Source organism: Streptomyces sp. NPDC052721, assembly GCF_040678315.1.
In the GTDB taxonomy this organism is placed as follows: Bacteria; Actinomycetota; Actinomycetes; order Streptomycetales; family Streptomycetaceae; genus Streptomyces.
In genome coordinates this window covers 1-26,408 of record NZ_JBFATL010000018.1, presented here as the reverse complement: position 1 = coordinate 26,408, position 26,408 = coordinate 1, and the positions used below count along the sequence as shown (strand labels likewise).

The following is a 26,408-nucleotide window of genomic DNA, read 5'->3' as shown; positions in this document are numbered from 1 at the left end:
CATGTCCTTCGCACCCGCGCTCCACGCCGAGTGGATCAAGATCCGTACCCTGCGCTCGCTGCTGGGCGCCCTCGCCGCGGTCCTCGTCGCCACCGCCGCGTTCTCGGCGCTCGCCTCGGCCGACGGCGACGACGCCGACCCGCTGTTCTCGGTGTTCTTCGGCATCAACTTCGGGCAGATCGCCGCCATCGCCTTCGGTACCACGGCCGTGGCGTCGGAGTTCCGGGGCGGCGCGCTGCGGCTGACGCTGTCGGCGGTGCCCGACCGGGGGCGCTGGTTCGCCGCGAAGACGACGGCGATCGCCCTGCCGGCGCTGGCCGTCGGACTGCTCACCGGGTGCGTCACGCTCCTGGTGGGCCGGGCGGCGCTCGGCTCGTCCGCGCCCGGCTGGGCCGAGGGCCTGCGCGGCGCCGTCGGCTGCGGCCTGCACCTGACGCTGATGACCCTGTTCGCCGCCGGACTCGCGGCCGTGCTGCGCAGCGCCGTCGCGACCCTCTCCGTGCTGATCCCGTTCCTGCTGATCGTGTCCTTCGTCGTCGGCGATCTGTCCGGCGGCGCCGCCGACTTCCTCCCCGACCGGGCCGGCCAAGTCGCCCTGCACAGCACCTGGGACGGCGCCCTCGGCCCGTGGAGCGGGCTCGCGGTGACCGCGCTGTGGACGGTGGCCGCGCTGGTGGCGGGCGGATGGAGCGTGCGGCGCGGGGACGCCTGACTGACGCACCGCCAATTGTCAGTGGCCCCCGCTTTACTGGATCCCATGGACATCGCGAAGTGCCTGACCCTCATCGACCTGCTGTGCGCCCGGGAGTTCCCGTCGGCATACGGCAGGACGGAGCACGGCGAGAGCGGGCCCGGCTATCACATAGCCGCTTTACAGACGAGCGAGGAGTTCTGGGAGGGCGACGGCAGCGCACGGGAGGAGACGGAGGCGCAGTACGAGGCCGACCGGGACGGCCTCGCGGAGCGGCTCGGGGAGCGGTGGGGCCGGCCCCAGCGGTTCAGCCTGTACAGCGCGCTCGACCGGACCCTGGCGGGCGAGGACGTCGCGGAGCCCTGGGCCGGGCTCAGCGGTCACGTCCCCGACGTCCACCTGTGGCGGGTGCCGGAGACGGGCCGCTGGATCGCCCTGGGTGTGTCCCGGTGGGACAAGGAACTGCCGTTTCAGCTGCTCGGGATAGTGACGGACACGGACCCGCCGTGACCGGGCACACCCGCAGCCTCCCGCAGCCGGGCGAACTCCTCCGCCATCGTCGCCGCCGTCCAGTGCGCGTTCAGCCCGCTGGGGTTGGGCAGCACCCACACCCGGGAGTCCCCGATCGTCCCCTCCTGCGGGCCGACCTGGGCCGTGCGGTCACCGAAGGCGGCCCGGTACGCGGTCACGCCGACCACGGCCAGCCACCCCGGCCGCAGCCGCGTCACCTTCTCGGTCAGCAGCCGCCCGCCCTCGGCGTACTCCTCGGCGGTAAGCTCGTCCGCCCGCGCGGTCGCCCGCGCCACCACGTTGGTGATGCCGAGACCGTACGACAGCAACTCCCGTTGCTCGGACGGCTTCAGCAGCCGAGGCGTGAAGCCGGACAGGTGCAGCACCGGCCAGAACCGGTTGCCGGGGCGGGCGAAGTGGTGGCCGGTCGCAGCTGTCATCAGCCCCGGGTTGATGCCGCAGAACAGCACCCGGAGGCCGTCCGCGACCACGTCCGGGACGAGACGGCCGCGGGCGGCCTCCAGCTCCGCCTTGGTGAAGCGCGGTGAGCGCGGTGAGCGGGGTGCGCCGGTCAGAGGATCGCTCCGGGGGTGTAGCCGGCGGCCTCCGGGTGCTGCTTGACGATCTCCTCGATCCGGCCGAGGACCACACCGACCTGGTCGGCGGCGGCGCCGGTGAAGGAGAGCTTGTCTGCCATCAGCGCGGCCAGCTGCTCGCGGTCGAGGGGCAGCCGCTCGTCGGCGGCGAGCTTGTCGAGCAGGTCGTTGCGCTCGGCGCCCTGCTCACGCATCGCGAGCGCGGTGGCCACGGCGTTCTCCTTGATCGCCTCGTGCGCGACCTCGCGGCCGACCCCGGCCCGCACCGCGCCCATGAGCACCTTGGTGGTGGCCAGGAACGGCAGGTAGCGGTCCAGCTCACGGGCGATGACGGCCGGGAAGGCACCGAACTCGTCCAGGACGGTCAGGAAGGTCTCCAGCAGGCCGTCCAGGGCGAAGAAGGCGTCCGGCAGCGCGACGCGGCGCACCACCGAGCACGACACGTCGCCCTCGTTCCACTGGTCGCCCGCCAGCTCGCCGGTCATCGAGGCGTAGCCGCGCAGGATGACCATGAGGCCGTTGACGCGCTCGCAGGAGCGGGTGTTCATCTTGTGCGGCATCGCCGAGGAGCCGACCTGGCCCGGCTTGAAGCCCTCGGTGACCAGCTCGTGCCCGGCCATCAGCCGGATCGTCTTGGCCAGCGAGGAGGGCGCCGCCGCCAGCTGCACCAGTGCGGTGACGACCTCGTAGTCCAGCGAGCGCGGATAGACCTGGCCGACGGAGGTGAACGCCTGCGAAAAGCCCAGGTGCCGCGCGATCCGGTTCTCCAGCTCGGCCAGCTTCGCCGCGTCCCCGCCCAGCAGGTCCAGCATGTCCTGGGCGGTGCCGACCGGGCCCTTGATGCCGCGCAGCGGGTAGCGGGCCAGCAGTTCCTCCACCCGGCCGTAGGCGACGAGCAGCTCGTCGGCGGCCGTCGCGAACCGCTTGCCGAGGGTGGTGGCCTGTGCCGCCACGTTGTGCGAGCGGCCGGCCATGACCAGCTCGGCGTACTCGCCCGCGAGCTTGCCGAGGCGCGCCAGCACGGCCACCGTACGGTCGCGCACCAGCTCCAGCGAGAGCCGGATCTGCAGCTGCTCGACGTTCTCCGTGAGGTCGCGGGAGGTCATGCCCTTGTGCACGTGCTCGTGCCCGGCGAGGTCGTTGAACTCCTCGATCCGCGCCTTCACGTCGTGCCGGGTGACCTTCTCGCGCTCGGCGATCGAGGCCAGGTCGACGGTGTCGAGTACGCGCTCGTAGTCGGCGATCGCCTCGTCCGGCACCTCGATGCCGAGGTCCTTCTGGGCCCGCAGCACGGCGAGCCAGAGCTGACGCTCCAGCTTCACCTTCTGCTCGGGGGACCAGAGCGTGGCGAGCTCGGCGGAGGCGTAGCGTCCGGCGAGGACGTTCGGGATGCGGGGCTTGGCGGGCGCAGAAGTCACGTGTCCAGAGTCTACTGGCGATTCGTGCAGGCCAGCGCCATGGGTGCGTTCGGCGGAAGCTACGAGACCCCGGTCACAGCGGGTGCCTGGGCGGGTCCCGGCCGCCCGTCGTCCAGCGGCGGCCGACGTAGACCACGTCGCCGGGCGCGTGTTCCGGCCGGGGACCGAACTCGGCGGATCCGGTCCCGGACGCCGATGACACGCGTGGTCATGCCGGAGAGGCTACGCCCGACCCTCGTACGGCAGCAGTTCCGGCCGCTTCGGCGGGCGGCCGTCGCCCGAGGAACGGCCGGTCAGGCGGCGGCCTATCCACGGGAGCAGGTGCTGCCGGGCGAACCGGACGTCCGCGACCCGGCGTGTGACCCAGCCCGGCGGGGCCGTCGCCGCCATCGGCACATGCCATTCGGTGTCCTCGGCGTCGTAGCCGAGCGTCTGCCATACGGCCTCGGCGACCCGGCGGTGTCCCTCCGCCGTCAGGTGCAGCCGGTCCACGTCCCACAGCCGCGGGTCGGCCAGCGCGGGCGCCCCGTACAGGTCCACCACCAGGGCGCCGTGCTTCTCGGCCAGCTCGTCCACGCAGGCGAACAGCTCCTCCATGCGCGGCCGGAACCGTTCCAGCACCGGGCCCTGCCGACCGGGGCTGCGCATCAGCACCAGCTGCTTGCAGGACGGCGCGAGCCGTTCCACGGCCTCGGTGAGCAGGCCCCGGACCCGGCCCATGTCGCACTTGGGGCGCAGGGTGTCGTTCAGCCCGCCGACCAGCGTGACGACGTCGGCGTTCATGGCCGCGGCCACCGGTACCTGCTCGTCGACGATCTGCCCGATCAGCTTCCCGCGCACGGCCAGGTTGGCGTACCGGAACCCGGGCGTGGCGGCGGCCATCCGCGCGGCGAGCACATCGGCCCAGCCGCGGTAGGAGCCGTCGGGCAGCAGGTCCGACATGCCCTCGGTGAAGGAGTCGCCGACCGCGACGAGGCTGGTGTACGGGGGAGGGGTGGCGTTCGTCTGCATGGCGACAGAGATGGTATCCCGAGGCCAATACCTGCCGGTCGGTCGGCCCGCCCCACCCGCCCGGCTCAGCCGCGTCAGCCGCCGCAGGCCGGCACCGGCGAACCCCCGCACCCGGAAGCCACCGCGGCCGTCCCGCGTCAGCGCGCCGCGTCAGCCCTGCACCGGCTGGCCGAACAGTTCCCGGAGTACGTCCTCCATCGTCACCAGGCCCGCCAGTCGGCCGTCGTCGCCCAGGACGGCTGCCAAGTGGGTGCGGCTGCCGCGCATCGCGGTGAGGACGTCGTCCAGGGGGGTGCTCTCGCGGACGCGTGCGATGGGCCGCATGTCGCCCAGGCGGAACGGCACGTCCCGCGGTGAGGCGTCCAGCGCGTCCTTGACGTGCAGATAGCCCACGATCCGGCGGCTGGTGTCGACCACCGGGAAGCGGGAGAAGCCCGACTCGGCCGACAGCCGCTCCAACTGCTCCGGGGTGACGCCCACGCGCGCGTAGACGACGCGTTGCAGCGGTACGACCACGTCCCGTACCGGCCGGCTGCCCAGCTCCAGCGCGTCGTGCAGCCGTTCCTGCGCCCGATTGTCGATCAGGCCCGCCTCGCTGGCGTCCTTGACGATCTCGGCCAGCTCGGCGTCCGTGAAGGTCGCCGCGACCTCGTCCCTCGCCTCCACCCGCAGCAGTTTCAGCAGCCCGTTCGCGAAGGCGTTGACCGCGAAGATCACCGGACGCAGCGCCCGGGACAGCGCGACCAGCGGCGGACCGAGCAGCAGCGCGCTGCGCACCGGTTCGGCGAGCGCGATGTTCTTGGGCACCATCTCGCCCAGCAGCATGTGCAGATACGTCGCGAGGGTCAGCGCGATGACGAAGGACACGGCGTGACCCGCGCTCGTGGGCATGCCCACCGCGTGGAACACCGGTTCCAGCAGATGCGCGATGGCCGGTTCGGCGACCACACCCAGGACCAGCGTGCACAGCGTGATGCCGAGCTGCGCGGCGGCCAGCAGAGCGGACACGTGCTCCAGACCCCACAGCACGCTCCGTGCGCGCCGGTCGCCCTCCTGGGCCAGCGGCTCGATCTGCGAGCGGCGTACGGAGATCAGCGCGAACTCGGCGCCGACGAAGAAGGCGTTGACGACGAGGGTCGCCAGACCGATCAGCAGCTGTACGGCGGTCATCGGGTCCCCTCCCGCGTGCCGCGGGGACCCTCGGTCCCGCGGCGTCCCTCGCTCCTACGGCGATCCTCGGTCCCGCCGGTGCGACCGGTCCGGTCGGTTCCGGCGGTCCGGTCGGCCCCGTCGAGCCGTTCGTCGTCCAGCGGCGCGTGCATCAGCACCCGGGCGGCCCGGCGGCCCGAGGCGTCGACGACGTCCAGCAGCCAGCCGGCCACCTCGACGCTGTCACCGGCGGCGGGTATCCGGCCCAGCTCGGTGGCGACCAGGCCGGCCAGGGTCTCGTAGGGACCCTCGGGCACGCGCAGTCCCACGCGCGCGAGCTGGTCGGTGCGGGCGGCGCCGTCCGCCGCGTACAGGGCGCGGCCCCGCTCGTCCGCGCCGGCGGGGGCGAGGTCGGGCGTCTCGTGCGGGTCGTGCTCGTCCCGCACCTCGCCGACGACCTCCTCCACGATGTCCTCCAGGGTGGCCACCCCGGCCGTACCGCCGTACTCGTCGATGACGACGGCCATGGTGCGCCTGCCGCCGAGCCGGTCCAGCAGCCGGTCGACGGTCAGGGACTCGGGCACCAGCAGCGGCTCGCGCATCACCTGGGCGACCGTGCGGTGGCGCCGCTGGTCGGCGGGGACGGCCAGCACGTCCTTGATGTGGGCGGTGCCGACGACCGAGTCCAGGCTGCCCCGGTAGACCGGGAACCGGCTCAGGCCGGTGGCCCGGGTGGCGTTGGCCACGTCCTCGCAGGTCGCCTGGGTGTCCAGGGCGATGACCTGGACGCGCGGGGTCATCACGTTCTCGGCGGTGAGGTCGGCCAGGTTCAGCGTCCGCACGAACAGCTCGGCGGTGTCCGCCTCCAGGGCGCCCTCCTTGGCCGAGTGCCGGGCGAGGGCGGCCAGCTCCTGCGGTCCGCGCGCGGAGGCCAGCTCCTCGGCGGGTTCGATGCCGAGCCGGCGCACGAAGCGGTTGGCGGTGTTGTTCAGGTGGGTGATGAAGGGCCGGAAGGCGGCGCTGAACAAGCGCTGCGCGTTGCCGACCCGCCTGGCCATGGTCAGCGGCGAGGAGATCGCCCAGTTCTTGGGCACCAGCTCGCCGACGACCATCAGGACCACCGTCGACAGGGCCGTGCCCAGGACCAGCGCGGCCGAACTCGCCGTGGTCCGTGACAGGCCCATCGCCTGGAACGGCCCGGCGAGCAGCTTGGCGATCGACGGCTCGGCGAGCATGCCGACCACCAGGTTGGTGACGGTGATGCCGAGCTGCGCGCCGGACAGCTGGAAGGTCAGGTTCCGAGCGGCCTTCAGGGCGCCGGCGGCACCGCGCTCGCCGCGCGCGGCGGCGCGCTCCAGCTCGCCGCGTTCCACGGTGGTCAGCGAGAACTCCGCCGCCACGAAGGCGCCGCAGGCCAGCGACAGCAGGATCGCCACCAGAAGGAGGAGCACTTCGGTCATCGGGTCACCCCCGTCCCAGGATCGGACAGGGTTCGGGAGAACGCGCGGTATCGCGGACTGGGAGGCTCGCCCATGGGCGGACGCTCACAACCTTTCATAGAGGGCCGAGTGCTCCCTCAAGGGTAAAGGATGAGCAAAGAAGCCTGTCGATGTCAGTCCGTGAGCGGCTTCACCCAGCGCCGCCAGTGCTCCTCCGGCCCGTACCCGGCCGCACCCCAGGCGTGGTGCGCGGTCGCGTTGCGCACCAGCACCATCGCGTCCGCGCGCCGCCCGCCGAGCCGCACGAACCGCTCCTCGGCGGCGGCCAGCAGCGCCGAGGCGATGCCCTGCCGCCGCCGCTGCGGGTGCACCGCGAGCCGGTACAGATGGCACCGCCAGCCGTCGAAGCCGGCGATCACCGTGCCGACCAGCTCGCCGTCCTGTTCGGCGAGGATCAGGGCCTCGGGGTCGCGGTCGGTCAGCCGCTCCACCCCGGCGCGGTCGTCGCTGATGCTGGTGCCCTCGGCGGCCGTCCTCCAGAACGCGAGGACGGCGTCGAGATCGTCGGACACGGCGGCGCGCAGACGCAGATCAGTCATGCGCTCATCATGATCGGGGACGCCCGCGCGCCGCCCCGGATTCCGTCATGCGGACTTCGCGCGCAGCCGCTCCATCACCGGCGCGAACGCCTCCATGAACGGCTCCAGCACGGTCAGGTACGAGAACCCGAACCGCTCCCGCTGGGCCAGCGCCTTCGCCACGACCTCCTCGAGCGGACCGGCCAGCACGAGGGGCAGGCCCAGCGCCTGGTCGGCGGTCATATCGGGCCGCCGCTCCAGCAGCGGCTTCAGCACCGGCTCGGGATCGTCGGTGACGGCCACGACCTGGATCAGCAGGTTCAGCTCGGCGGGCTCCGCCCGGTCCGCCGCCAGCGCGCGGTAGCGGGCCACCCGCTCGTCCAGCTCCTCGGCACCGAGCGGATCCAGCGTGCCGGGCGTCCTGCCCGGCCGCGCCCCGGTGAAGGCCGCGATGTCCGCGTGCGCGGCGGTCAGCCGCAGCATCCGGTCGCCGTTGGCGCCGATCAGCACCGGCACCCGGGACTGGGCGGGCCGCGGCTCGTGTTCTGCGGAACCGAGCAGCCGCCCCAGCTCCGCCACCGTGCGCTCCAGGTGGTCCACCCGCTCGCGCGGGGAGCCGTACGGCAGCCCGGCCGCCTCGTGCTCCGCCGGCACGTACCCGGTGCCCAGGCCGAGTTCGAGCCGGCCTCCGGTCAGCGCGTCGGTGGTCGCCACCTCGCGGGCCAGCAGCGCCGGGTTCCAGAACCCCGCGTTGAGCACGAAGGTGCCGAGCCGGGGCCGTTCGGTCGCCTGTGCCGCCGCCACCAGTGCCGGGAACGGCGCGACCATGCCCAGGTGATCCGGGACGAGGATCACGTCGTACCCCAGCTCCTCGGCACGGCGGCACTTGGCGCGCCACTCGGCGGCGGGGGCGGAGGCGAGCAGGTTGACTCCGAAGCGGAACGGACGCTGCATGAACTCTCCCCGGTCAGCGGTGACTTGAGTCTGGTCCGCTTCCATCATGTCCGAGCCCGGCCCCCACCGATCACAGACACCCCGTGTGCCCGCGCCGCCGCCCTGCTCCAGTTGCTGATCCACGTCCCGGCGCTGGAACGGGCCGACGCACTGTGCGCCTCGGCGGTGGCCTACGCCTGTCCGGTCGCCGGCGGCGAGAAGGTCGCCACCACGCCCGAGCAGGTCCGGGACCTGGCACGGCTGGTCAGGGACGGCTCCGCGAGCGTCGACGGCATCGCGCGGGAGCTGCGCGGCCGGTGCCTGTGATCAGCGGCCCTCCGGCTCGTCCGGCCGCCAGGCGACGCCGAGCGCGCAGTAGGAGGTCGGCAGCGTGGGGCCCTTCTCCGGCAGCAGTACCTGCCGGTGCGGGCCGAGGCGGAAACCGGCGGCGCGCAGCGCGGCGACCGGCTCCCGGGAGAGATGACAGCCGCCGTTCAGCGCCGGCCACAGGGTGCGGTCCAGGGCCCGCTGGGTGACCGTCATCATCCGGCCCCCGCCGCGCCCGTGCTCGAAGAACCGCACCTCGCCGCCGGGCCGGAGCACCCGTCGTACCTCGCCGAGCGTCCGCGCGACATCCCGCACGCTGCACAGGACCAGCGACAGTACGGCCGCGTCGAACGCCTCGCTCTTGACCGGCAGGGCCTCCGCGGCGCCCGGCACCACGTCGACCGGCACCTCGGCGCGCAGCGCGGACTCCAGCGCCAACTGCCGGAGCAACGGTTCCGGTTCGATCGCGACGACCTCCGCGACGGTGCCGGGGTAGTGCCGGAAGTTCAGCCCGTTGCCCGCGCCGATCTCGATCACCCGCCCGGACAGCCCTGCGAGCAGCCGCTCCCGTATCCCGGCCATCCCGAACCGGGACTCGGCGCCGACGCTGATCCGGGCGTAGTAACGGGCGAACAGCGGATGGTGGACGGGACCCCGCGCCACCTGGCCCGAACGGGTGGACAGCAGCCGCATGGCAACCTCCCTGGACAGCACGCCCCTGCAAGGAGTGTCCCCCGGCACACGCCGGTGCATCCCCCCACCGGGCAGCCTGCGGCATACCCGGCCGGGGCGCCGGGCCGGCTCCCGCAGGCCATGCGCGCAGCGGCTCGCCCGGCGGGTGTCCGTCGCTGTGGCGGAGGGTTCGACGGCGTCAGGGCTGCCGGGCAGGTCCCGCACATAGGACGCCGGGGGGAGGCTCGCCCGGAGAAGACGGTCGGTCGCTGTCGCCGAGGGCACGCGGCGTCGATCCGGGCAAGCCGCAACCGACGCCGCGCCGATCCGCCGCTGCCGACGACCAGGCCGGGTTACCCGGGCGCCGTCGTCGCCGACGACCCGGCACGGCTGCGGTGTCCCCGCCGGCGCACGGCCCGACGGGCTGGCCGGTCTACCCGGCCTCGCAGGCGTAGGTGACCTGCGGGGTTGTGGTGTGCCCGTCGGCGCACGGCCGGACAGGGTGGCCGGTCTCCCCGGGCTCACAGGCGTAGGTGACCTGCGAGGTTGTGGTGTCCCCGCCGCTACCGGGCCCGACACGGCCGCAGGGTTGCTCGGCCCCGCAGGTGCCGGCGACCCGGTACGGCAGTGGTGTCTCCGCCGACGTCTGGGCCCAGCAGGGCTATGGTGCCCCGCCGATGCGGCCCGGCAGGGGCTACGGTGCTCCGCCGATGCCGGGCCCGGCAGGGGCTACGGTGCTCCGCCGATGCCGGGCCCGGCAGGGACTACGGTGCCCCGCCGATGCCGGCCCGGCAGGGACTACGGTGCCCCGCCGATGCCGGCCCAGGGCTACGGTGCCCGGCCGGCTTCGGTCACCAGGTACGGCAGCGGTGCCCCCGCCGACGCCTGGGCCCGGTGCGGCTACGGTGCCCCGCCGGCTTCGGTCACCAGGTACGGCAGTGGTGTTTCCGCCGACGTCTGGGCCGGCAGGGGCTACGGTGCTCCGCCGATGCCGGGCCCGGCAGGGTTACGGTGTCTCCCGTACCCGGAACGCCTCCGCGTCCCATGTGCCGTCCAGGTGGGGGGACAGCCAGGTCGGGGCCGCTGTGCGGAACTCGGTGGGGGGCAGGGCGCCGGCGCCGGCGGGCAGCGCGCCGAGCAGGGGGGCGGCGGCGACCTCCGGCAGGTCGGCCACGTTGCAGCGGGTGGCGAGGTCGGGCGTGGCGGGCCAGCTGCCGATCACCACACCGGCCAACTCCAGGCCTCGGCGCCGTAGTTCGCGTGCCGTCAGCTCCGTCACGTTGAGCGTGCCGAGCCCGGCCTGCGCGACGACCAGCACCGGCGCTCCCAGCAGCTTGGCCGCGTCGGCCAGCGTGCCGCCGGCCGCGTCGAACCGGACCAGCAGCCCGCCCGCTCCCTCGACCAGCACCAGATCGTGCTCGCTGGCCAGCTTGGCGGCCCGCTCGGCCACTTCGTGCGGGTGCACCGGTGTCATCCCGGCCCGCCGGGCCGCCGTGCCCGGCGCCAACGGCTCGGGGAAACGGGCGAGTTCGTCGGTCGTGACCGGGCCCGCGAGCCGCGCGACCTCGTCGGCGTCCCCGCGCTCGTGCGGCCCCACGCCCGTCTGGGCGGCCTTGAGTACGGCCACCGAGCGCCCGGCCGCGAGCGCCGCGGCGGCGACGGCGGCGGTGGTGACGGTCTTGCCGATCTCCGTGCCCGTCCCCGTGATCACCAGTACCGGCATGTCATCCCTCCCGCGCCGCGGCGCACACCGCGCGCGCGATCCGTGCCACGTCCTCGTCCGAGGTGACGTACGGCGGCATCGTATAGATCAGGTCGCGGAACGGGCGCAGCCACACGCCCGCCCGAACGGCGGCGCCGGTCGCGGCCTTCATGTCCACCGCGTGGTCGAGCTGGACGACCCCGATCGCGCCGAGGACGCGGACGTCCCGCACCCCGGGCACGTCGAGCGCCGGCGCCAGGCCCTCCCGCAGGGCCGCCTCGATCCGCTTGACCTCCGCGAGCCAGTCCTGTCCCCGCAGCAGCTCGATGGAGGCGCAGGCCACGGCCGCGGCCAGCGGGTTGCCCATGAACGTCGGACCGTGCGCGAGCACCGGCACCTCGCCCCGCGAGATGCCGTCGGCGACCCGTGCGGTGCACAGCGTGGCCGCCATCGTCAGATAGCCGCCGGTGAGCGCCTTGCCCACGCACATCACGTCCGGGCTGACGGACGCGTGGTCCGCCGCGAACAGCGCGCCGGTGCGGCCGAAGCCGGTGGCGATCTCGTCGAACACCAGCAGCACGTCGTGCGCGTCGCACGCCTCGCGCAGCACCCGCAGATAGGCGGGGGAGTGGAACCGCATCCCGCCCGCGCCCTGCACCACCGGCTCCACGATCACCGCGGCCAGCTCGTCGGCGTGCCGCGCGATCAGCTCCCGCAGATGCTCCGCGTACGCCTCCTCGTACCCGGCGGGCGGCGCGTCGGCGAACACCTGGCGGGGCAGCACCCCGGCCCACAACTGGTGCATCCCGCCCTCGGGGTCGCACACGGACATCGGGTTCCACGTGTCGCCGTGGTAGCCGCCGCGCCAGGTCAGGAGCCGCTGCTTGCCCGGCCGGCCGAGCGAGCGCCAGTACTGGAGGCACATCTTCACGGCGACCTCGACCGACACGGACCCCGAGTCGGCCAGGAAGACGTGCTCCAGGCCGTCGGGCGACATGTCGACAAGGAGCTTCGCGAGCCGGACGGCGGGCTCGTGCGTGAGTCCGCCGAACATGACATGGCTCATCCGCCCCAGCTGGTCACGCACGGCCTCGTTGAGGACCGGATGGTTGTAGCCGTGGATGGCCGACCACCACGACGACATGCCGTCGACCAGCTCGCCGGACCCGTCCGCCAGCCGCAGCCGGACCCCGCTCGCCGCCTCCACGACGAGCGGTTCCGCGCGCCCGGGCATCGGGCCGTACGGATGCCACACATGCCGCCGGTCCAGCTCCAGCAGCTCCGCCACACCGAGCTCAGGCATTGGGCGCGAGGTCCGTGCCGGCGCCCCGGCGGCGCACCGCCACCAGGTCGGTCCGCGGCTCGCCCGCCACCGCCGGTGCCGACCCGCAGACGCCGCCCTCGTGGCAGCCCCCGGTGTCCCCGCAGCCCCCGGCCTCCGCCCGGTGTTCGGGCAGCGTCACCTGGTCGGCGCCCTCCACCTCGAACCCGGCGTCCGCGATCATCTCCAGGTCGGCCTTGCCTGCCTGGCCCTCGCTGGTCAGGTAGTCGCCGAGGAAGATGGAGTTGGCCAGGTGCAGTGCCAGCGGCTGCATCGTGCGCAGATGGACCTCACGGCCGCCCGCGATCCGGACCTCCACGTCCGGGCAGACGAACCGGACCATCGCGAGGATCCGCAGGCAGCGCTGCGGGGTGAGGTTCCACTCCTTGGCCAGCGGGGTGCCCTCGAACGGGATCAGGAAGTTCACCGGAACCGAGTCCGGGTCCAGCTCACGCAGCGAGAACACCACGTCGACCAGGTCCTCGTCGCTCTCGCCCATGCCGGCGATCAGACCCGAGCACGCGGACAGGCCGGCCGCGTGCGCCTTGTGCACCGTGTCCACCCGGTCGGCGTACGTGTGGGTGGTGGTGATGTCCCCGTACGTGGACTCCGAGGTGTTGAGGTTGTGGTTGTACGCGTCCGCGCCGGCCGCGCGCAGCCGTTCGGCCTGGCCGTCGGAGAGCAGGCCGAGGCAGGCGCACACCTCGACGCCCTCGTTCTGCTCCTTGATCGCTTTGATGGTCTCCGAGACCCGGTCCACGTCCCGGTCCGTCGGGCCGCGCCCGCTGGCCACCAGACAGACCCGCTTGGCGCCGCCCGCGAGGCCCGCGGCGGCGGCCTGGGAGGCCTCGTCCGGCTTGAGCCAGGTGTACTTCAGGATGTCGGCCTTGGAGCCGAGCCGCTGGGAGCAGTACGAGCAGTCCTCCGGGCACAGGCCCGACTTGAGGTTCACCAGATAGTTGAGTTTCACCCGGCGCCCGAACCAGTGCCGGCGCACCTTGCCGGCCGCGGCCACCACGTCGAGCAGGTCGTCATCGGAGGTGGCCAGCACGGCGAGCGCTTCCTCGCGGGTCGGCAGCTCGCGCCGAAGCCCCTTGTCCACCAGCGTGTTCAGCAGGTCCATGAGGCCTGATCCTGTCCTACGGGACCGCCCCGGGCCAAGGAGACTTCGCACAACGGAGCAGGTTCACCGTGTGGGTATTGCCACACCCTGGGCGGCTGGTCGTACCGCTAGGGTCTGTCCGCTACCTACAAAAGCACCGGAGGACCCATGGTGTTCGGCTGGATCGACGAGCAGGCCGAGGCGCGCCGCCGCGCCGGACTCGTCCGCACCCTGCGTCCGCGCCCCGCCGACGCGCCGCTGCTGGATCTGGCGAGCAACGACTACCTGGGGCTGACCCGCCATCCGGAGGTCGTCGAGGGAGCGGCCGAGGCCGCCCGGACCTGGGGCGGCGGCGCCACCGGCTCCCGGCTGGTCACCGGTACCACCGCCCTGCACACCGAACTGGAGCGGGCGCTGGCCGCGTTCTGCGGGTTCGAGGCGGCCCTGGTGTTCTCCTCCGGGTACGCCGCCAACCTCGCCGCGGTCACCGCGCTCGGCCCGCACGGCTCGCTGATCGTGTCCGACGCGGGCAACCACGCCTCCCTCATCGACGGCTGCCGGCTCGCCCGGGGCGAGACGCAGGTCGTCGGCCACGCCGATCCGGAGGCCGTGCGCAAGGCCCTGGCGACGCACGGGGGAGCGGCGATCGTCGTCTCCGACACGGTGTTCTCCGTCGACGGGGACCGGGCACCGCTGACCGCGCTGGCCGAGGCGTGCCGGGAGCACGGCGCGGGACTGGTCGTGGACGACGCCCACGGGCTCGGCGTGCTGGGCGAGGGCGGCCGGGGCGCGCCGTACGCGGCCGGGCTCGCGGGCGCCGGGGACGTGGTCGTCACGGCCACCTTGTCCAAGTCGCTGGGCAGCCAGGGCGGGGTGGTGCTCGGCCCTGCCCGGGTGATCGACCACCTGGTCAACGCGGCCCGGACGTTCATCTTCGACACCGGCCTGGCGCCGGCGGCGGCCGGTGCCGCGCTGGCCGCGCTGCGGCTGCTGGAGCGTGAGCCCGAACGGGCGGCACGGGCCCGCGAGGTGGCCGCGGAGCTGTACGCACGGCTGACCGCCGCGGGTCTGGAAGCGGTGCGTCCGGACGCCGCGGTGGTCTCCGTGCGGGCTCCGTCCCCGGAGCAGGCGGTGCGCTGGGCGGCCGACTGCCGTACGGCAGGCCTGGCCGTGGGCTGTTTCCGTCCCCCCTCCGTGCCCGACGGCATCTCCCGGCTGAGGCTGACCGCCCGGGCTGACCTCTCCGGGGCGGAGATCGAACGCGCTGTACGTGTCATCGGCGAAACACGACCATGAGTCGGCGTACACGGCCGTGCGTCGCACGAGGGTGAGCAACGGGTGATTGGTTCTGCTCTGAGCTTGCTGACCTCTGATCAGACGTGCTGATGTCTGATCAGAGCGTGGTGACGAACTCCGCCCAGCTGCCGGCGGAGAAGAGCAGCGCGGGTCCGGCGGGGTTCTTCGAGTCGCGCACGGCGAGCAGTCCGGCCGCGGGGCCGGAGCGCGGCCGGGCCGTCTCCACGCAGTTGTTGGCTCCCGTGCTGTAGCTGCTGCGCAGCCAGCGCACGGGGTGCAGGTCGGTACTGGCAGGGACGTTCCGAGGCAGAGCTGACATGGTTGCCTCCTTACGCGCCGTCACCTATCCCGGCGATGTAGTCCAACGATTCCTTGGGGGAAAGGGCGTGCAACTGAAGGGTGTCGAAGGCCTCGGAGTAGGCCATGAGGTCTTCTTTCCGCTCCAGGTAGAGGCTACTCGTCAACTGGTCGAGAACAACCACGTCCAGATCAGAAGTGCTCGGAAATGAGAAGATAACGAAAGGCCCGGTGAGTCCGACATGCGCCCCCGCCGCGAACGGCAGCACCTGGAGCCGTACCTGGGGCAGCCGGGCGGCATCCATCAGCCGTTCCAGCTGCCGGGCCATCACCCCCGGACCGCCGACCTCGCGGCGCAGCACCGCCTCGTCCAGTACGGCGCTCAGCACCAGCGGAGGGTCGGAACGCAGCACGTCCTGCCGGGCCAGGCGCACCTCCACCAGCGTGTCCAGGCGGTCCTCGTCCAGGTCCTTCACGGCCGCCCGGGTGACCGCGCGGGCGTACTCCGGCGTCTGGAGCAGACCCGGCACCACGGTCGTCTCCAGGGTGCGCATCGCGCTCGCCTGTGACTCCAGGCTGATGAAGTCCCGGTAGGTGGGCGGCAGCACCCCGCGGTAGGCGTGCCACCAGCGGTGCCGGCCGCCCGCGTCCTCCGACCCCGCCAGCATCAGCAGCAACTCGCGCAGCTGCGTGTCCCGCACCTGATAGGCGTCGAGCAGTAACCGCAGATCGGCCGGTTTCACACCGCTGGCGCCGGTCTCGATGCGGCTCACCTTCGACTGGTGCCAGCCGACCAGCCGGGCGGCCTCACCGCTCGTGAGCCCCGCACCGGTACGCAGCATGCGCAGTTCGGCGCCCAGTTTGCGGCGGCGCACCGCCGGACCGTTCTGCATGGGCTCCTCCTTACTCCTTCCGGGCCGCCCACATACGGTCTCGCGTCGCAGAGTTCACCGCTTCGAGCGACAGATATATGCATATCTTGGTGGATCGCTCCCCGTGACCGGCCCGTTGGTGGCAGTCTGGCGAACAAGCACCAGTCCGGGACCGTACTCGAACCCTCCGCCACTTGTCGGACCACGGCCCCGTGGGAAAGGGACGACGTCGCCATGGCAGACCACCTGGAAGCATCCGTCACTCTGCCGAGCGATCCAGCCTCGGTCTCCGCGGCCCGCTCCTACGTCGTGGGCACGCTGGCGGAGTGGGGCCTGCCGTCCGACACCGACGTCGCCGACACCGTGCGCCTCATCGTCTCCGAACTCGCCACGAACGCCGTACAGCACACCTTCGGCCAGTCACCCACCTTCACGGTCGACATCGCGCTGCACCATGACGAACATCTGCGCATCGGTGTCACGGACAGCCACCCCCGCTTCCCGAAGAGACTGCCCGCCGCCGTCCAGCAGGACAACGGCCGCGGCATGGTCATCATCCGCTGGCTCACCGCGGAGTGCGGCGGCAGACTCCGCATCCGCCCCACGCGAGAGGGCGGCAAGACGGTCTCGATCGAACTCCCCTGGACGATCCCGGCGGCCCCGGTACCGGCGGGCCAGCAGGAGCCGTAGCCCTCCCGGACGGGGCCGAGGCGTTCCTGGACCGGGCAAGCGGCGCACGGCGGACACGCGTGGCCCACGGCTCGGCCACGCCCGGCCCGCCGGCGCCCCCAGTCAGATGCGCCCGCCCGAACGCTTCCCGCAGCAGCGCCCGGAAGGCGTCCACCGCAGCGGCCCTCTCCTCCGCGCGGTACGCCACCGGGATCGTACGGCGCAGCCGCCTGCCCTCCAGAGGCCGCACCGCGACGGGCGTGGTCGCGGTCCGCGCCACCATCTCCGGTACGACGGCCACCCCCAACCGGCACTGACCAGCGCGCGGCGGCGGCAGCCGCGACGAGGGGCTGGGACGCGCGTGTCCCGAGGCGATCACCGGGACCAGCTCCTCCACCGCGACCGGCTCCAGACGGTACCGGCGTCGGCACCAGGATGGCTGTGGCCGAGTGACAGGCATGAGTGAGTGTCAAATCACCCTCGCAGGCGCCGCCACCGCGGTAACCCCGGCGCCGCCACCGCGTAACCCCGGCGGCGGCAGCAGACGCACCCCGGCGGCCGGGAAGGCGCCGAGCCGCTGTGCGCCCCCGGTGAGCCCGGTCAGCCAGGCCAGTTCGTGCCGGGCCCGCTCCAGTTCGGCCGGTGGCCACGCCGGGACCGTCCAGGCGCCGGAGAATGCCGCGGCCGGGACCACCCGTCCGCTCCGGCAGGTGGCTGCGCCGGCCCCGGGCCGCCCGTGGGCTGCAGGCGGCACCGGGGGTGGCGCTGACGGCGCTGGGAGCGGCCCTGCTGCTGGAGTCGCTCCTTGCCTGACGGCGGGTCAGCTGACCCGGCCGTACCAGACGCTCCTCGTCCAGATCTTCTCGAGCTTCACCACGTCCCCGGTCTTCGGGGCGTGCCAGATCTTGCCGTGACCGGCGTAGATGCCGACGTGGTAGACGTAAGAACCCGAGTGGAAGAACACCAGGTCGCCCGCCTTGCGGCTCCTGGCGGAGATGTGGTGCGTCTTGTTGTACTGCTGGGCGGCGGTGCGCGGCAGCTTCTTGCCGGCCTTCTTGTAGGAGTAGAGCGTCAGCCCCGAGCAGTCGAACCTGCGCGGCCCGGTGGCTCCCCACGCGTAGGGGGCGCCCTTCTTCGAGGCCGCGACCTTGAGTGCTTTCGTCGCCATGGTCGCGGCGGAGGCGTCGGTGGCGAGGCCGGGCACCGCGATCGAGCCGCCCACGGCGGCAAGGGTCAGAGCCGAGGCCGTGCCGGCCCGGGCCATCAGCGACGGGACACGATTGAGCGCAGTCATGCGCAACCCTTCGTCAGCCGCCTGTGAAGGATGACCTGTCGGATTCGGGCTGGCGAAGTAGCCCGGCCGCGTTGCCGCGGCTTCACCCCAAGGGTTGCCCGGAGCCGACGCCCGTCCGTGTCGTACAGACGAACATCAGTTCCGGCGACCCGCCTTGCTTGGGTCCTCCACTCCTGCCGATCCACTCCGTCGACCGGTCATCCGGGCGGCGGCAGGACTCGGCGTCCGCCCGGATCGCCCCGCCGCGGTGGCGGGGGCTTGTCGTCAGACAGGGATCTTGGCTCACGACTGTCCGAAAATCCCAACGGAATCGGGGATTTGTGGCGTTACTCACCACTCACCCGTTCGGGTGGACACTGCTCTGTTCGAGCGTCCGTCAGATCCCGGACGTAGCCCCCGACCTGGGGCGAAGCGTCTTCAGGCGGCTCGTGTGGTCGCGTGCCGCGCAACTCGGCAGGCCCGCGAAACGATCTGGATGTACACCGGTCGGCGGTACGTCGTTCGGACCGTTTCAAGTCCCTTCCGGACGGCGCGTGTCGACGCGCGGGCCCCCGGACCGCAAGGAGCGTCCGCCTCAGCCGACGCCGTCCGGCGGGAGCGTGACGCGAGCGGCCCGGCGCTCACCGTCCAGCACCCGCAACGCCCGTGCCAGCGTGTCCCCGTGCAGCTCCGTCTCGCCCCGCTGGTGCATCAGCGCGAGCGCGTCGCGCAGCTCTGCCGCCTTGCGCACCAGGGCCTGGGCCGCGCGCAGCCCGCGGTAGGTGTCCCCGGGCCGGGCCGGGTTGATGCGGCCCAGCAGGTCGACCGCCTCCAGGTAACGGTCGATCAACTCGCCCTCCGCGCGGGTCAGCGCGGGCAGGGGCGGGAGGTCCGGCAGCATGAGCGGCTCACCTCGCGTCCGGTGCGCCGGGCGTGTCCCGGCGGCTCGGCACGATGCCGTCCACCAGACCGTAGGCGACCGCCCCGGCGGCGTCGAGGATCAGGTCGCGCTCCAGATCCTCGTGGACCTGCCCGGCCGTGCGCCCTGTGTGCCGCGCGAGCATCTCCGCGAGCGTCGAGCGGATCCGGGTCAACTCGTCCGCCTGGATGAGCAGGTCACTGGGCTGTCCGCGCACCGGCTCGGGCAGTGCGGGCTGCTCGATCACCATGCGGGCGCCGGGCAGCGTGAACCTCTTGCCCGGAGCGCCGGCCGCGAGCAGCACCGCGGCCGAGGCGCCGGCCTGGCCCAGGCAGTACGTCACCACGTCACAACTGACGTACTGCATCGTGTCGTAGATCGCCGCCATGGCGTCGAACGAGCCGCCCGGCGAGTTGACGTACAGCGTGATGTCCCGGTCCGGCGCCGTGTGCTCCAGGTACATCAGCTGCGCCGTGACGTCGTTCGCGGCCGCGTTGTCGACCGGCGTGCCGAGGAAGACGATCCGGTCCTCGAAGAGCTTCGCGTACGGATCGAGGGTGCGTACGGCGCTCCCGGTGCGCTCGGTGAACTCGGGCAGGACATGGCGGGCGGACGGTCGGGACATGGACATACCCCTCCTCATGACGAGGCCCCGATGGGCTCGACTTCTGTAAAGAATGTACAGGACGTACCTGACGTTATGATGGGGGTATGGCCTACGAGATTCCGGTGACGCAAGCCAGGGCTGAACTCGCCGACCTGATCAACCGTGTCGTGTACGGCGGTGAGCGCGTCGTCGTGACCCGGCACGGCAAGCCGCTGGTCGCGCTGGTCTCGGCCGCCGACCTGGAGCGGCTCGACGCGCTGGACGAGCCGGCCGAGGAGCAGATCGTCAGCTCGGTGTCCCGCGTCCACGAGGCCGGTTCCGTGCCCCGCGACCAGCAGCGCTTCGGGATCGCGGCGGAGCACCGGAGGCCGGGCGCGTCCTGAGTCGCCCGTCTCAGCGGAAGACCATCGGCCGGTCATGGGTCGATCAAGGTCTGGTTAACGTCGTTGAAACTCCGGCGTTCTAGCCTGCCGATCCACGCCACCAGGGGTTTTTCTGCCCGGATTGAGGAAGCTCCGGGGATTTGTCTGTGTGTTACACCTGTCCCCGTCGTGGTGGCCGCGGCAACCGGACCCCGCACGGTCCGGAGCAAGGACTGTGAGGTGGGACGTGCAACTGACCCCGCATGAGCAAGAGAGGCTGCTGATCCACGTGGCGGCCGACGTGGCCGAGAAGCGCAGGGCCCGCGGGCTCAAGCTCAACCACCCGGAAGCGGTCGCCCTGATCACGTCGCACATCCTGGAGGGCGCGCGCGACGGCCGCACCGTCGCCGAGCTGATGTCCTCCGGCCGCAAGATCCTGACCAGGGAGGACGTCATGGACGGCGTCGCCGAGATGATCCACGACGTCCAGGTCGAGGCCACCTTCCCGGACGGCACCAAGCTCGTCACCGTCCACGAGCCGATCATCTGAGGGGGGCCGCGATGATTCCCGGAGAGATCCTGTTCGCGGACGACCCCGTCGTCTGCAACGCGGGCCGCGAGGTCACCCGGCTGACCGTCCTCAACGCCGCCGACCGGCCGGTCCAGGTCGGCTCCCACTACCACTTCGCCGAGGCCAACCCGGGCCTGGAGTTCGACCGCGCCGCCGCCCGCGGCAAGCGGCTGAACGTCGCCGCCGGCACCGCCGTCCGCTTCGAGCCCGGCATCCCCGTGGAGATCGAACTCGTGCCGTTCACCGGCGCCCGGATCGTGCCGGGGCTGCGCGGGGAGACCGGAGGCGCCCTCGATGCCTGAGATCTCCCGTGCCGCCTACGCCGACCTGTTCGGGCCCACCACCGGCGACCGGATCCGGCTCGCCGACACCGACCTGCTGATCGAGATCGAGGAGGACCGCTCCGGCGGCCCCGGGGCCTCCGGCGACGAGGCGGTCTTCGGTGGCGGCAAGGTCATCCGCGAGTCCATGGGCCAGTCCCGCGCCACCCGCGCCGAGGGCACCCCCGACACCGTGATCACCGGCGCCGTCGTCGTCGACCACTGGGGCGTCGTCAAGGCCGACGTCGGCATCCGCGACGGCCGGATCACCGCCCTCGGCAAGGCCGGCAACCCGGACACCATGGACGGCGTCCACCCCGACCTGGTCATCGGCCCCGAGACCGAGATCATCGCGGGCAACGGGCGCATCCTGACCGCCGGCGCCATCGACGCACACGTCCACTTCATCTGCCCGCAGGTCGCCGACGAGGCGCTGGCCTCCGGCGTCACCACCCTGGTCGGCGGCGGCACCGGACCCGCCGAGGGCTCCAAGGCCACCACGGTCACCCCCGGTCCCTGGCACCTGGCCCGGATGCTGGAGGCGATGGAGGCCTACCCGGTCAACGTCGGCTTCCTCGGCAAGGGCAACACCGTCAGCCACGAGGCGATGCTCTCCCAGATCCGCGGCGGCGCCGTCGGCCTCAAGCTGCACGAGGACTGGGGCTCCACGCCCGCCGTCATCGACGCGGCGCTCACGGTCGCCGACCGCACCGGCATCCAGGTCGCCATCCACACCGACACCCTGAACGAGGCCGGGTTCGTCGGCGACACCCTCGCCGCCATCGCGGGCCGGGGCATCCACTCGTACCACACCGAGGGCGCCGGCGGCGGCCACGCCCCGGACATCATGACGGTGGTCTCGCAGCCGAACGTCCTGCCCAGTTCCACCAATCCGACCCGGCCCTTCACCGTCAACACGACCGAGGAACACCTCGACATGCTGATGGTGTGCCACCACCTCAACCCGGCCGTCCCCGAGGACCTCGCGTTCGCCGAGTCCCGGATCCGCCCCTCCACCATCGGCGCGGAGGACATCCTCCACGACCTCGGCGCGATCTCGATCATCTCCTCCGACTCCCAGGCGATGGGACGGGTGGGCGAGGTGATCCTGCGCACCTGGCAGACGGCCCACGTCATGAAGCGCCGGCGTGGCGCCCTGCCGGGTGACGGCCGTGCCGACAACCACCGGGTGCGGCGCTATGTCGCCAAGTACACGATCAACCCGGCGCTCGCCCAGGGCCTCGCCGCCGAGACCGGCTCCGTGGAGACCGGCAAGCTCGCCGACCTGGTGCTGTGGGAACCCGCGTTCTTCGGCGTCAAGCCGCTCCTCGTCATCAAGGGCGGGCAGATCGCGTACGCGCAGATGGGCGACGCCAACGCCTCCATCCCCACCCCGCAGCCGATCCTGCCCCGCCCGATGTACGGCGCCATCGGCCGGGCCCCCGCCGCCAACTCCGTCAACTTCGTGTCGGGTCCGGCGATCGAGGACGGGCTGCCGGAACGGCTGGGGCTCGGCAAACGGTTCGTGGCGATCGAGTCCACGCGCGCGGTCACCAAGGCCGACATGCGCGAGAACGACGCCCGGCCGGACGTCCGGATCGACCCCGACAGCTTCGCCGTGCACATCGACGGCGAACTCGTCGAGGCCACCCCGGCCGCCGAACTGCCCATGGCCCAGCGCTACTTCCTCTTCTAGTGGCCAGGGCAGCACTGCTCGTCCTGGCCGACGGCCGCTTCCCCGCCGGAGGGCACGCGCATTCCGGTGGGGCGGAGGCCGCCGTCAGGGCGGGCCGCATCACCGACGCCCCGAGCCTGGAGGAGTTCTGCCGGGGCCGGCTGCACACCTCCGGGCTGGTCGCGGCAGCGCTCGCCGCGGCGGCCGTCCTCGGCGCCGACCCGGGCGAGCTGGACGCGGCGGCCGACGCGCGTACGCCGTCCCCGGCCCTGCGGGCCGCCGCGCGGCGCCTCGGCCGGCAGCTGCTGCGGGCCGCCAGGGTGACCTGGCCGTCCGCCGAACTGGACGCCGTGGCCCGCCAGTTCCCCAAGGGCGCCCATCAGCCGGTCGTGCTCGGTCTCGCCGCCCGGGCGGCCGGACTCACGCCCGAGGACGCGGCCCACTGCGCGGTGTACGAGAGCGTCAGCGGGCCGGCGACGGCCACCGTGCGGTTGCTGAGCCTCGACCCGTTCGACGCGACCGGAGTTCTGGCCCGGCTGGCTCCCGAGCTGGACCGCGTGGCGGACTCCGCCGTGGAAGCGGCGCGGAGGGTGGCCGACGAGGGGGTCGACGCGCTGCCCGCGGCTTCCGCGCCCCTGCTGGAGGTGGGTGCGCAGTGGCACGCCGGCTGGCCCGTGCGGCTGTTCGCGTCATGAGTCCGCCCGCCCCGCACACCCGACTCGCCCGGCTGAAAACCGACCGACCACAGGAGCCGTACATGCACCTCGACCACACCCACCCCGCCCCCGCCGCCCTCAGCGCGGACGCGCGCCGCCCCGACGGGACCCGCCGTGCCCTGCGGATCGGGCTCGGCGGCCCGGTCGGCTCGGGCAAGACCGCCACCGTCGCCGCCCTCTGCCGGGCGCTGCGCGACGAGCTGTCCCTCGCCGTCGTCACCAACGACATCTACACCCGCGAGGACGCCGAGTTCCTGCTCCGTGAGGCCGTGCTGCCGCCCGAGCGGATCACCGCCGTCGAGACGGGCGCCTGCCCGCACACCGCCATCCGCGACGACATCTCCGCCAACCTGGAGGCCGTCGAGGACCTGGAGGACGCGGTCGGCCCCCTGGACCTGATCCTCGTCGAGTCCGGCGGCGACAACCTCACCGCCACCTTCTCCAAGGGACTCGTGGACGCCCAGATCTTCGTGATCGACGTGGCCGGCGGCGACGACATCCCGCGCAAGGGCGGACCCGGCGTCACCACCGCCGACCTCCTCGTCGTCAACAAGACCGACCTCGCTCCCCACGTCGGCTCCGACCTCGCCCGGATGGCCGCCGACGCCAAGGCGCAGCGGGCCGAACTCCCCGTCGTCTTCCAGTCCTTGCGCGGCGAGAGCGGCGTCGCCGACGTGGCCGCCTGGGTCCGGGAGCGGCTCGCCGCGTGGACGGCGTGACCGTCACCGGGGTCCGGGGAAGCGCCCGGATCGTCGCCCGCGCCGACGGCCGCGGCGGTACGGCCCTGCCCGTCCTGGACGGCGAGGGCCCGCTGGCGCCGCGCCGCACCCGGTCGGCCGGAGCCGAGGCGAGGGTCATGGTCGTCGGCGCGATGAGCGGGCCGCTCGGCGGTGACCGCTTCACGCTGACGGCGCGGGTGGAGGAGGGTGCCCGGCTGCACGTCGGGTCGGCCGCGGCCACCCTCGCCCTGCCGGGCCAGGCCAAGGGCGAGGCCCGGTACGACGTCCGGCTGGACGTGGCCGACGGTGCCGAACTGCGCTGGCTGCCCGAGCAGTTGATCTCCGCCGGCGGCAGCGACCTGTGCGTCACCACCCGGGCCGACCTCGCCGCCGGCGCCCGGCTCGTGCTGCGCGAGGAGCAGGTGCTGGGGCGGGCCGGGGAGCAGTCCGGGCGCCTCACCAGCCGGCTCACCGTACGGGTCGCGGGCCGGACCGTACTGGACCAGGAACTGGCCTGCGGCCGCGGCGCGCCCGGCGGCTGGGACGGGCCGGCCGTGCTGTCGGGGTGCCGTGCGGTGGGACAACTGGTCGTCGTGCGCCCCGAGTTCACGGAAGCACCGGCGACCGCGCGGATGCTGGGAGAGTATGCCTCGCTGGTACCCCTGGCGGGCCCCGCCGCCCTTGTCACCGTCGTCGCGCCGGACGCGCTGCGACTGCGCGGGCTCCTGGACGAGGCACTGACCGAACTCGGCTGAGGCATCCGGGCAGCCGAGGAACCGAACATGATCATCCGGTTATCGGATTGGTAAAGATACGTGGCGACCCCTGTCCCCAGCCGGCTCACAGCCGAGAGGATCCCCGCCTGACAACTCGCAGCGAGGTACGGGGAGGGGCCCACTTGAGGGACAACAGACCGAAGAGCCGCCTGATGGCACTCGGTTCCGCTGGAGCACTCGTCACCGCCACCCTGATCGCCGGCGCGGTCGCGGCACCCACGGCCGGTGCCGTCAGCCGGCCCGCGCAGGACCGGGAGGCCAAGGGCGCCGAGATCGCCGCCGCCCGGGCCGCCAAGGCAGGCATCAAGTGGCAGGACTGCCCGGCCGACTGGGGGCTGGAGAAGCCCATCCAGTGCGGCTGGGTCAGCGTGCCGCTCGACTACGCCCACCCCTACGGCAAGCAGATCAAGCTCGCCGTGGACCGCATCGGCAACACCGGCACCGACAAGGAGCGCCAGGGCGCGCTCGTCTACAACCCGGGCGGCCCCGGCGGCTCCGGTCTGCGCTTCCCGCGCCGGGTCACCACGAAGGCCCCGGTGTGGGCGAACGTCGCCAAGGCCTACGACTTCGTCGGCTTCGACCCGCGCGGCGTCGGCCACTCCGCGCCCATCTCCTGCGTCGACCCGCAGGAGTTCGTCAAGGCACCCAAGCTGGACCCGGTGCCCGACAGCGAGGCCGACAAGACCGCGCAGCGCAAGCTGGCCCGTGAGTACGCGGAGGGCTGCGCCGAACGCAGCGGCGCGATGCTGCCGCACATGACCACGCCGAACACCGCCCGCGACCTCGATGTCATCCGCGCCGCGCTGGGCGAGAAGAAGCTCAACTACCTCGGCGTCTCCTACGGCACCTACCTCGGCGCCGTCTACGGCACGCTCTTCCCGGGCCACCTGCGCCGCATGGTCGTGGACAGCGTGGTCAACCCCTCCCGCGAGAAGATCTGGTACGAGGCCAACCTCGACCAGGACGTCGCCTTCGAGGGCCGCTGGAAGGACTGGCAGGACTGGGTCGCCGCCAACGACGCCGCCTTCCACCTCGGCACCACCCGCGCCGCCGTCCAGGACAAGTGGCTCCAGCTGCGCGCCACCGCCAAGAAGAACCCGATCGGCGGGGTCGTCGGCCCGGCCGAACTGATCTCCTTCTTCCAGAGCGCGCCGTACTACGACTCCTCGTGGGTGCCGGTGGCGACGGTCTTCAGCAAGTACGTCGCCGGTGACACCCAGGCGCTGGTCGACGCCGCCGCCCCCGACCTGTCGGACACCGCCGGCAACATCAGCGCGGAGAACGGCAACGCCGTCTACACCGCCGTCGAGTGCGCCGACGCCAAGTGGCCCACCAGCTGGCAGAAGTGGAACCGGGACAACACCCGGCTCAACACGGACCACCCGTTCATGACCTGGGCCAACGCCTGGATGAACCTGCCCTGTGCCACGTGGCCGAGCAAGCAGCACACCCCGGTCGACGTCAGGACGCACAAGGGACTGCCGAAGGTCCTGATCGTCCAGTCCACCCGTGACGCCGCCACTCCGTACGCGGGCGCCGTCGAACTGCACAAGCGCTTCAAGGGCTCCCGCCTGATCACGGAGAACAACGCGGGCTCCCACGGCGTGACCAGCCTGGTCAACCCCTGCATCAACCAGCGCGTCGACGCCTACCTGCTCGACGGCACGCTGGACGGCAACGACGTGACCTGCGCCCCGCACGCCACGCCCAAGCCCTGACCGCACCGGCACGGTGACGAGGGGCGGCCGGACCTTACCGGCCGCCCCTCGCCCATGCGGCCCTCCCGGCCGCCCTAGGTCCTGTCGTCAAACTCCCGTCTGCCGCGCGACGCCATGCACGCACTCTCGCCGCACCGGGCCCCGACCCAAGTACATCCAGTACGAGGGC

Annotated in this window: 28 protein-coding genes, 2 pseudogenes and 1 riboswitch; of the genes and pseudogenes, 14 read left to right on the top strand and 16 right to left on the bottom strand. The window is 72.7% G+C overall.

The annotated features are described in order from the left end of the window. The first annotated feature begins 1 nt into the window (after position 1). Together AB0L21_RS18850 and AB0L21_RS18845 are read left to right on the top strand one after the other, a co-directional pair. Positions 2-712 (top strand): ABC transporter permease, encoded by a 711-nt coding sequence (locus AB0L21_RS18850; RefSeq protein WP_365785186.1) that lies wholly within the window; start codon positions 2-4, stop codon positions 710-712. Between the two features lie 45 nt (positions 713-757). Continuing rightward, positions 758-1,201 carry a hypothetical protein gene (locus AB0L21_RS18845; protein ID WP_365785184.1) on the top strand — a complete coding sequence of 148 codons (444 nt, stop codon included), beginning with the start codon at positions 758-760 and terminating at the stop codon, positions 1,199-1,201. On the opposite strand, the gene mug is transcribed toward AB0L21_RS18845, so the two are convergent. The 7 genes from mug to AB0L21_RS18810 form a co-directional block, all read right to left on the bottom strand. Beyond that, the gene (mug, locus tag AB0L21_RS18840) at positions 1,162-1,692 is read right to left on the bottom strand and encodes a G/U mismatch-specific DNA glycosylase (protein ID WP_365701005.1); all 531 of its coding nucleotides are present in this window, start codon (positions 1,690-1,692) and stop codon (positions 1,162-1,164) included. The two genes, AB0L21_RS18845 and mug, sit on opposite strands and share 40 nt — an antisense overlap. Positions 1,693-1,772: 80 nt before the next feature. Then, the gene (gene purB, locus AB0L21_RS18835; RefSeq protein ID WP_365701003.1) at positions 1,773-3,215 is read right to left on the bottom strand and encodes an adenylosuccinate lyase; all 1,443 of its coding nucleotides are present in this window, start codon (positions 3,213-3,215) and stop codon (positions 1,773-1,775) included. Positions 3,216-3,437: 222 nt separating this feature from the next. Continuing rightward, positions 3,438-4,226, bottom strand: a complete 789-nt coding sequence (locus tag AB0L21_RS18830; protein ID WP_365701001.1) for an SGNH/GDSL hydrolase family protein — start codon at positions 4,224-4,226, stop codon at positions 3,438-3,440. 150 nt (positions 4,227-4,376) lie between these two features. Then, positions 4,377-5,396, bottom strand: coding sequence for a hemolysin family protein (locus AB0L21_RS18825; RefSeq protein ID WP_365785182.1), 1,020 nt, complete (start codon positions 5,394-5,396; stop codon positions 4,377-4,379). Beyond that, complete coding sequence (locus tag AB0L21_RS18820; protein WP_365700997.1) at positions 5,393-6,835, bottom strand: hemolysin family protein; 1,443 nt, start codon at positions 6,833-6,835, stop codon at positions 5,393-5,395. The genes AB0L21_RS18825 and AB0L21_RS18820 overlap by 4 nt, the downstream gene beginning before the upstream one ends. 152 nt (positions 6,836-6,987) lie before the next feature. After that, the gene (locus AB0L21_RS18815; protein ID WP_365785180.1) at positions 6,988-7,413 is read right to left on the bottom strand and encodes a GNAT family N-acetyltransferase; all 426 of its coding nucleotides are present in this window, start codon (positions 7,411-7,413) and stop codon (positions 6,988-6,990) included. Positions 7,414-7,458: 45 nt separating this feature from the next. Beyond that, positions 7,459-8,346, bottom strand: a complete 888-nt coding sequence (locus AB0L21_RS18810) for an LLM class F420-dependent oxidoreductase (protein WP_365785178.1) — start codon at positions 8,344-8,346, stop codon at positions 7,459-7,461. Positions 8,347-8,412: 66 nt separating this feature from the next. Here AB0L21_RS18810 and AB0L21_RS18805 point away from each other — a divergent pair. Continuing rightward, positions 8,413-8,652, top strand: a pseudogene (locus tag AB0L21_RS18805) (fic family toxin-antitoxin system, toxin component); the annotation flags it as partial. Here the strand turns inward: AB0L21_RS18805 and AB0L21_RS18800 are convergent. From AB0L21_RS18800 to bioB, 4 genes are all read right to left on the bottom strand, one after another. After that, complete coding sequence (locus AB0L21_RS18800) at positions 8,653-9,345, bottom strand: class I SAM-dependent methyltransferase (protein ID WP_365785176.1); 693 nt, start codon at positions 9,343-9,345, stop codon at positions 8,653-8,655. Positions 9,346-10,330: 985 nt separating this feature from the next. After that, positions 10,331-11,047, bottom strand: coding sequence for a dethiobiotin synthase (gene bioD / locus AB0L21_RS18795; protein WP_365700989.1), 717 nt, complete (start codon positions 11,045-11,047; stop codon positions 10,331-10,333). Position 11,048: 1 nt separating this feature from the next. Then, the gene (locus tag AB0L21_RS18790; RefSeq protein ID WP_365785174.1) at positions 11,049-12,329 is read right to left on the bottom strand and encodes an adenosylmethionine--8-amino-7-oxononanoate transaminase; all 1,281 of its coding nucleotides are present in this window, start codon (positions 12,327-12,329) and stop codon (positions 11,049-11,051) included. Next, positions 12,322-13,470 (bottom strand): biotin synthase BioB, encoded by a 1,149-nt coding sequence (gene bioB / locus AB0L21_RS18785; protein ID WP_365700985.1) that lies wholly within the window; start codon positions 13,468-13,470, stop codon positions 12,322-12,324. The genes AB0L21_RS18790 and bioB overlap by 8 nt, the downstream gene beginning before the upstream one ends. A 147-nt stretch (positions 13,471-13,617) precedes the next feature. Here bioB and AB0L21_RS18780 point away from each other — a divergent pair, with 147 nt between their 5' ends. Continuing rightward, positions 13,618-14,745, top strand: a complete 1,128-nt coding sequence (locus AB0L21_RS18780; protein ID WP_365785172.1) for an 8-amino-7-oxononanoate synthase — start codon at positions 13,618-13,620, stop codon at positions 14,743-14,745. 97 nt (positions 14,746-14,842) lie between these two features. On the opposite strand, the gene AB0L21_RS18775 is transcribed toward AB0L21_RS18780, so the two are convergent. Further along, positions 14,843-15,064, bottom strand: a complete 222-nt coding sequence (locus AB0L21_RS18775; RefSeq protein ID WP_365700981.1) for a DUF397 domain-containing protein — start codon at positions 15,062-15,064, stop codon at positions 14,843-14,845. 10 nt (positions 15,065-15,074) lie between these two features. Continuing rightward, positions 15,075-15,935 (bottom strand): helix-turn-helix transcriptional regulator, encoded by an 861-nt coding sequence (locus AB0L21_RS18770; protein WP_365785170.1) that lies wholly within the window; start codon positions 15,933-15,935, stop codon positions 15,075-15,077. Positions 15,936-16,148: 213 nt separating this feature from the next. On the opposite strand from AB0L21_RS18770, the gene AB0L21_RS18765 reads away from it, so the two are divergent. Together AB0L21_RS18765 and AB0L21_RS18760 are read left to right on the top strand one after the other, a co-directional pair. Continuing rightward, a complete protein-coding gene (locus AB0L21_RS18765) occupies positions 16,149-16,604 on the top strand; it encodes an ATP-binding protein (protein WP_365700977.1) in 456 nt (151 codons plus the stop codon). A gap of 678 nt (positions 16,605-17,282) precedes the next feature. Continuing rightward, positions 17,283-17,396: pseudogene (locus AB0L21_RS18760) on the top strand (LysE family translocator); the annotation flags it as partial. A 7-nt stretch (positions 17,397-17,403) separates the two neighbouring features. On the opposite strand, the gene AB0L21_RS18755 reads toward AB0L21_RS18760, so the two are convergent. The 3 genes from AB0L21_RS18755 to AB0L21_RS18745 all read right to left on the bottom strand — a co-directional run bounded on the left by AB0L21_RS18755 (position 17,404) and on the right by AB0L21_RS18745 (position 19,400). Beyond that, positions 17,404-17,877 (bottom strand): C40 family peptidase, encoded by a 474-nt coding sequence (locus tag AB0L21_RS18755; RefSeq protein WP_030655132.1) that lies wholly within the window; start codon positions 17,875-17,877, stop codon positions 17,404-17,406. A 3-nt stretch (positions 17,878-17,880) separates the two neighbouring features. Then, positions 17,881-18,111, bottom strand: a riboswitch (cyclic di-AMP (ydaO/yuaA leader). A 340-nt stretch (positions 18,112-18,451) separates the two neighbouring features. Then, positions 18,452-18,757, bottom strand: coding sequence for a hypothetical protein (locus tag AB0L21_RS18750; protein WP_365700975.1), 306 nt, complete (start codon positions 18,755-18,757; stop codon positions 18,452-18,454). A 7-nt stretch (positions 18,758-18,764) separates the two neighbouring features. Further along, on the bottom strand, positions 18,765-19,400 hold the full coding sequence (locus AB0L21_RS18745; protein WP_365700973.1) for an ATP-dependent Clp protease proteolytic subunit: 636 nt from the start codon (positions 19,398-19,400) through the stop codon (positions 18,765-18,767). An 86-nt stretch (positions 19,401-19,486) separates the two neighbouring features. On the opposite strand from AB0L21_RS18745, the gene AB0L21_RS18740 reads away from it, so the two are divergent. From AB0L21_RS18740 to AB0L21_RS18705, 8 genes are all read left to right on the top strand, one after another. After that, positions 19,487-19,765 (top strand): type II toxin-antitoxin system Phd/YefM family antitoxin, encoded by a 279-nt coding sequence (locus AB0L21_RS18740; protein ID WP_365700971.1) that lies wholly within the window; start codon positions 19,487-19,489, stop codon positions 19,763-19,765. 226 nt (positions 19,766-19,991) lie between these two features. Further along, entirely contained in the window at positions 19,992-20,294 is a 303-nt protein-coding gene (locus AB0L21_RS18735) for an urease subunit gamma (protein ID WP_365785168.1), read from the top strand. 11 nt (positions 20,295-20,305) lie between these two features. Further along, positions 20,306-20,617: an urease subunit beta gene (locus AB0L21_RS18730; RefSeq protein ID WP_365785166.1), complete on the top strand. Its 312-nt coding sequence runs from the start codon at positions 20,306-20,308 to the stop codon at positions 20,615-20,617. Further along, positions 20,610-22,331, top strand: a complete 1,722-nt coding sequence (locus AB0L21_RS18725; RefSeq protein ID WP_365700966.1) for an urease subunit alpha — start codon at positions 20,610-20,612, stop codon at positions 22,329-22,331. The genes AB0L21_RS18730 and AB0L21_RS18725 overlap by 8 nt, the downstream gene beginning before the upstream one ends. Next, a complete protein-coding gene (locus tag AB0L21_RS18720) occupies positions 22,331-23,005 on the top strand; it encodes an urease accessory UreF family protein (protein WP_365785164.1) in 675 nt (224 codons plus the stop codon). Before AB0L21_RS18725 ends, AB0L21_RS18720 begins: the two co-directional genes overlap by 1 nt. 62 nt (positions 23,006-23,067) lie before the next feature. Further along, positions 23,068-23,745 (top strand): urease accessory protein UreG, encoded by a 678-nt coding sequence (gene ureG, locus AB0L21_RS18715; protein ID WP_365700962.1) that lies wholly within the window; start codon positions 23,068-23,070, stop codon positions 23,743-23,745. Then, positions 23,742-24,500, top strand: a complete 759-nt coding sequence (locus AB0L21_RS18710) for an urease accessory protein UreD (RefSeq protein ID WP_365785283.1) — start codon at positions 23,742-23,744, stop codon at positions 24,498-24,500. The genes ureG and AB0L21_RS18710 overlap by 4 nt, the downstream gene beginning before the upstream one ends. Positions 24,501-24,673: 173 nt before the next feature. Then, positions 24,674-26,239 (top strand): alpha/beta hydrolase, encoded by a 1,566-nt coding sequence (locus AB0L21_RS18705; protein WP_365785162.1) that lies wholly within the window; start codon positions 24,674-24,676, stop codon positions 26,237-26,239. Positions 26,240-26,408 lie beyond the last annotated feature (169 nt).

Coding starts and splice junctions, on each gene's coding strand:
- bioD (WP_365700989.1), bottom strand. CDS start 11,047: ATGCCGGTACTGGTGATCACGGGGACGGGCACGGAGATCGGCAAGACC.
- AB0L21_RS18740 (WP_365700971.1), top strand. CDS start 19,487: ATGGCCTACGAGATTCCGGTGACGCAAGCCAGGGCTGAACTCGCCGAC.
- bioB (WP_365700985.1), bottom strand. CDS start 13,470: ATGGACCTGCTGAACACGCTGGTGGACAAGGGGCTTCGGCGCGAGCTG.
- AB0L21_RS18725 (WP_365700966.1), top strand. CDS start 20,610: ATGCCTGAGATCTCCCGTGCCGCCTACGCCGACCTGTTCGGGCCCACC.
- AB0L21_RS18745 (WP_365700973.1), bottom strand. CDS start 19,400: ATGTCCCGACCGTCCGCCCGCCATGTCCTGCCCGAGTTCACCGAGCGC.
- AB0L21_RS18810 (WP_365785178.1), bottom strand. CDS start 8,346: ATGCAGCGTCCGTTCCGCTTCGGAGTCAACCTGCTCGCCTCCGCCCCC.
- AB0L21_RS18845 (WP_365785184.1), top strand. CDS start 758: ATGGACATCGCGAAGTGCCTGACCCTCATCGACCTGCTGTGCGCCCGG.
- AB0L21_RS18730 (WP_365785166.1), top strand. CDS start 20,306: ATGATTCCCGGAGAGATCCTGTTCGCGGACGACCCCGTCGTCTGCAAC.
- AB0L21_RS18850 (WP_365785186.1), top strand. CDS start 2: ATGTCCTTCGCACCCGCGCTCCACGCCGAGTGGATCAAGATCCGTACC.
- AB0L21_RS18800 (WP_365785176.1), bottom strand. CDS start 9,345: ATGCGGCTGCTGTCCACCCGTTCGGGCCAGGTGGCGCGGGGTCCCGTC.
- ureG (WP_365700962.1), top strand. CDS start 23,068: ATGCACCTCGACCACACCCACCCCGCCCCCGCCGCCCTCAGCGCGGAC.
- AB0L21_RS18770 (WP_365785170.1), bottom strand. CDS start 15,935: ATGCAGAACGGTCCGGCGGTGCGCCGCCGCAAACTGGGCGCCGAACTG.
- AB0L21_RS18775 (WP_365700981.1), bottom strand. CDS start 15,064: ATGTCAGCTCTGCCTCGGAACGTCCCTGCCAGTACCGACCTGCACCCC.
- AB0L21_RS18765 (WP_365700977.1), top strand. CDS start 16,149: ATGGCAGACCACCTGGAAGCATCCGTCACTCTGCCGAGCGATCCAGCC.
- AB0L21_RS18820 (WP_365700997.1), bottom strand. CDS start 6,835: ATGACCGAAGTGCTCCTCCTTCTGGTGGCGATCCTGCTGTCGCTGGCC.
- AB0L21_RS18750 (WP_365700975.1), bottom strand. CDS start 18,757: ATGCTGCCGGACCTCCCGCCCCTGCCCGCGCTGACCCGCGCGGAGGGC.
- AB0L21_RS18780 (WP_365785172.1), top strand. CDS start 13,618: ATGGTGTTCGGCTGGATCGACGAGCAGGCCGAGGCGCGCCGCCGCGCC.
- AB0L21_RS18830 (WP_365701001.1), bottom strand. CDS start 4,226: ATGCAGACGAACGCCACCCCTCCCCCGTACACCAGCCTCGTCGCGGTC.
- AB0L21_RS18825 (WP_365785182.1), bottom strand. CDS start 5,396: ATGACCGCCGTACAGCTGCTGATCGGTCTGGCGACCCTCGTCGTCAAC.
- AB0L21_RS18705 (WP_365785162.1), top strand. CDS start 24,674: ATGGCACTCGGTTCCGCTGGAGCACTCGTCACCGCCACCCTGATCGCC.
- AB0L21_RS18815 (WP_365785180.1), bottom strand. CDS start 7,413: ATGACTGATCTGCGTCTGCGCGCCGCCGTGTCCGACGATCTCGACGCC.
- AB0L21_RS18755 (WP_030655132.1), bottom strand. CDS start 17,877: ATGACTGCGCTCAATCGTGTCCCGTCGCTGATGGCCCGGGCCGGCACG.
- AB0L21_RS18790 (WP_365785174.1), bottom strand. CDS start 12,329: ATGCCTGAGCTCGGTGTGGCGGAGCTGCTGGAGCTGGACCGGCGGCAT.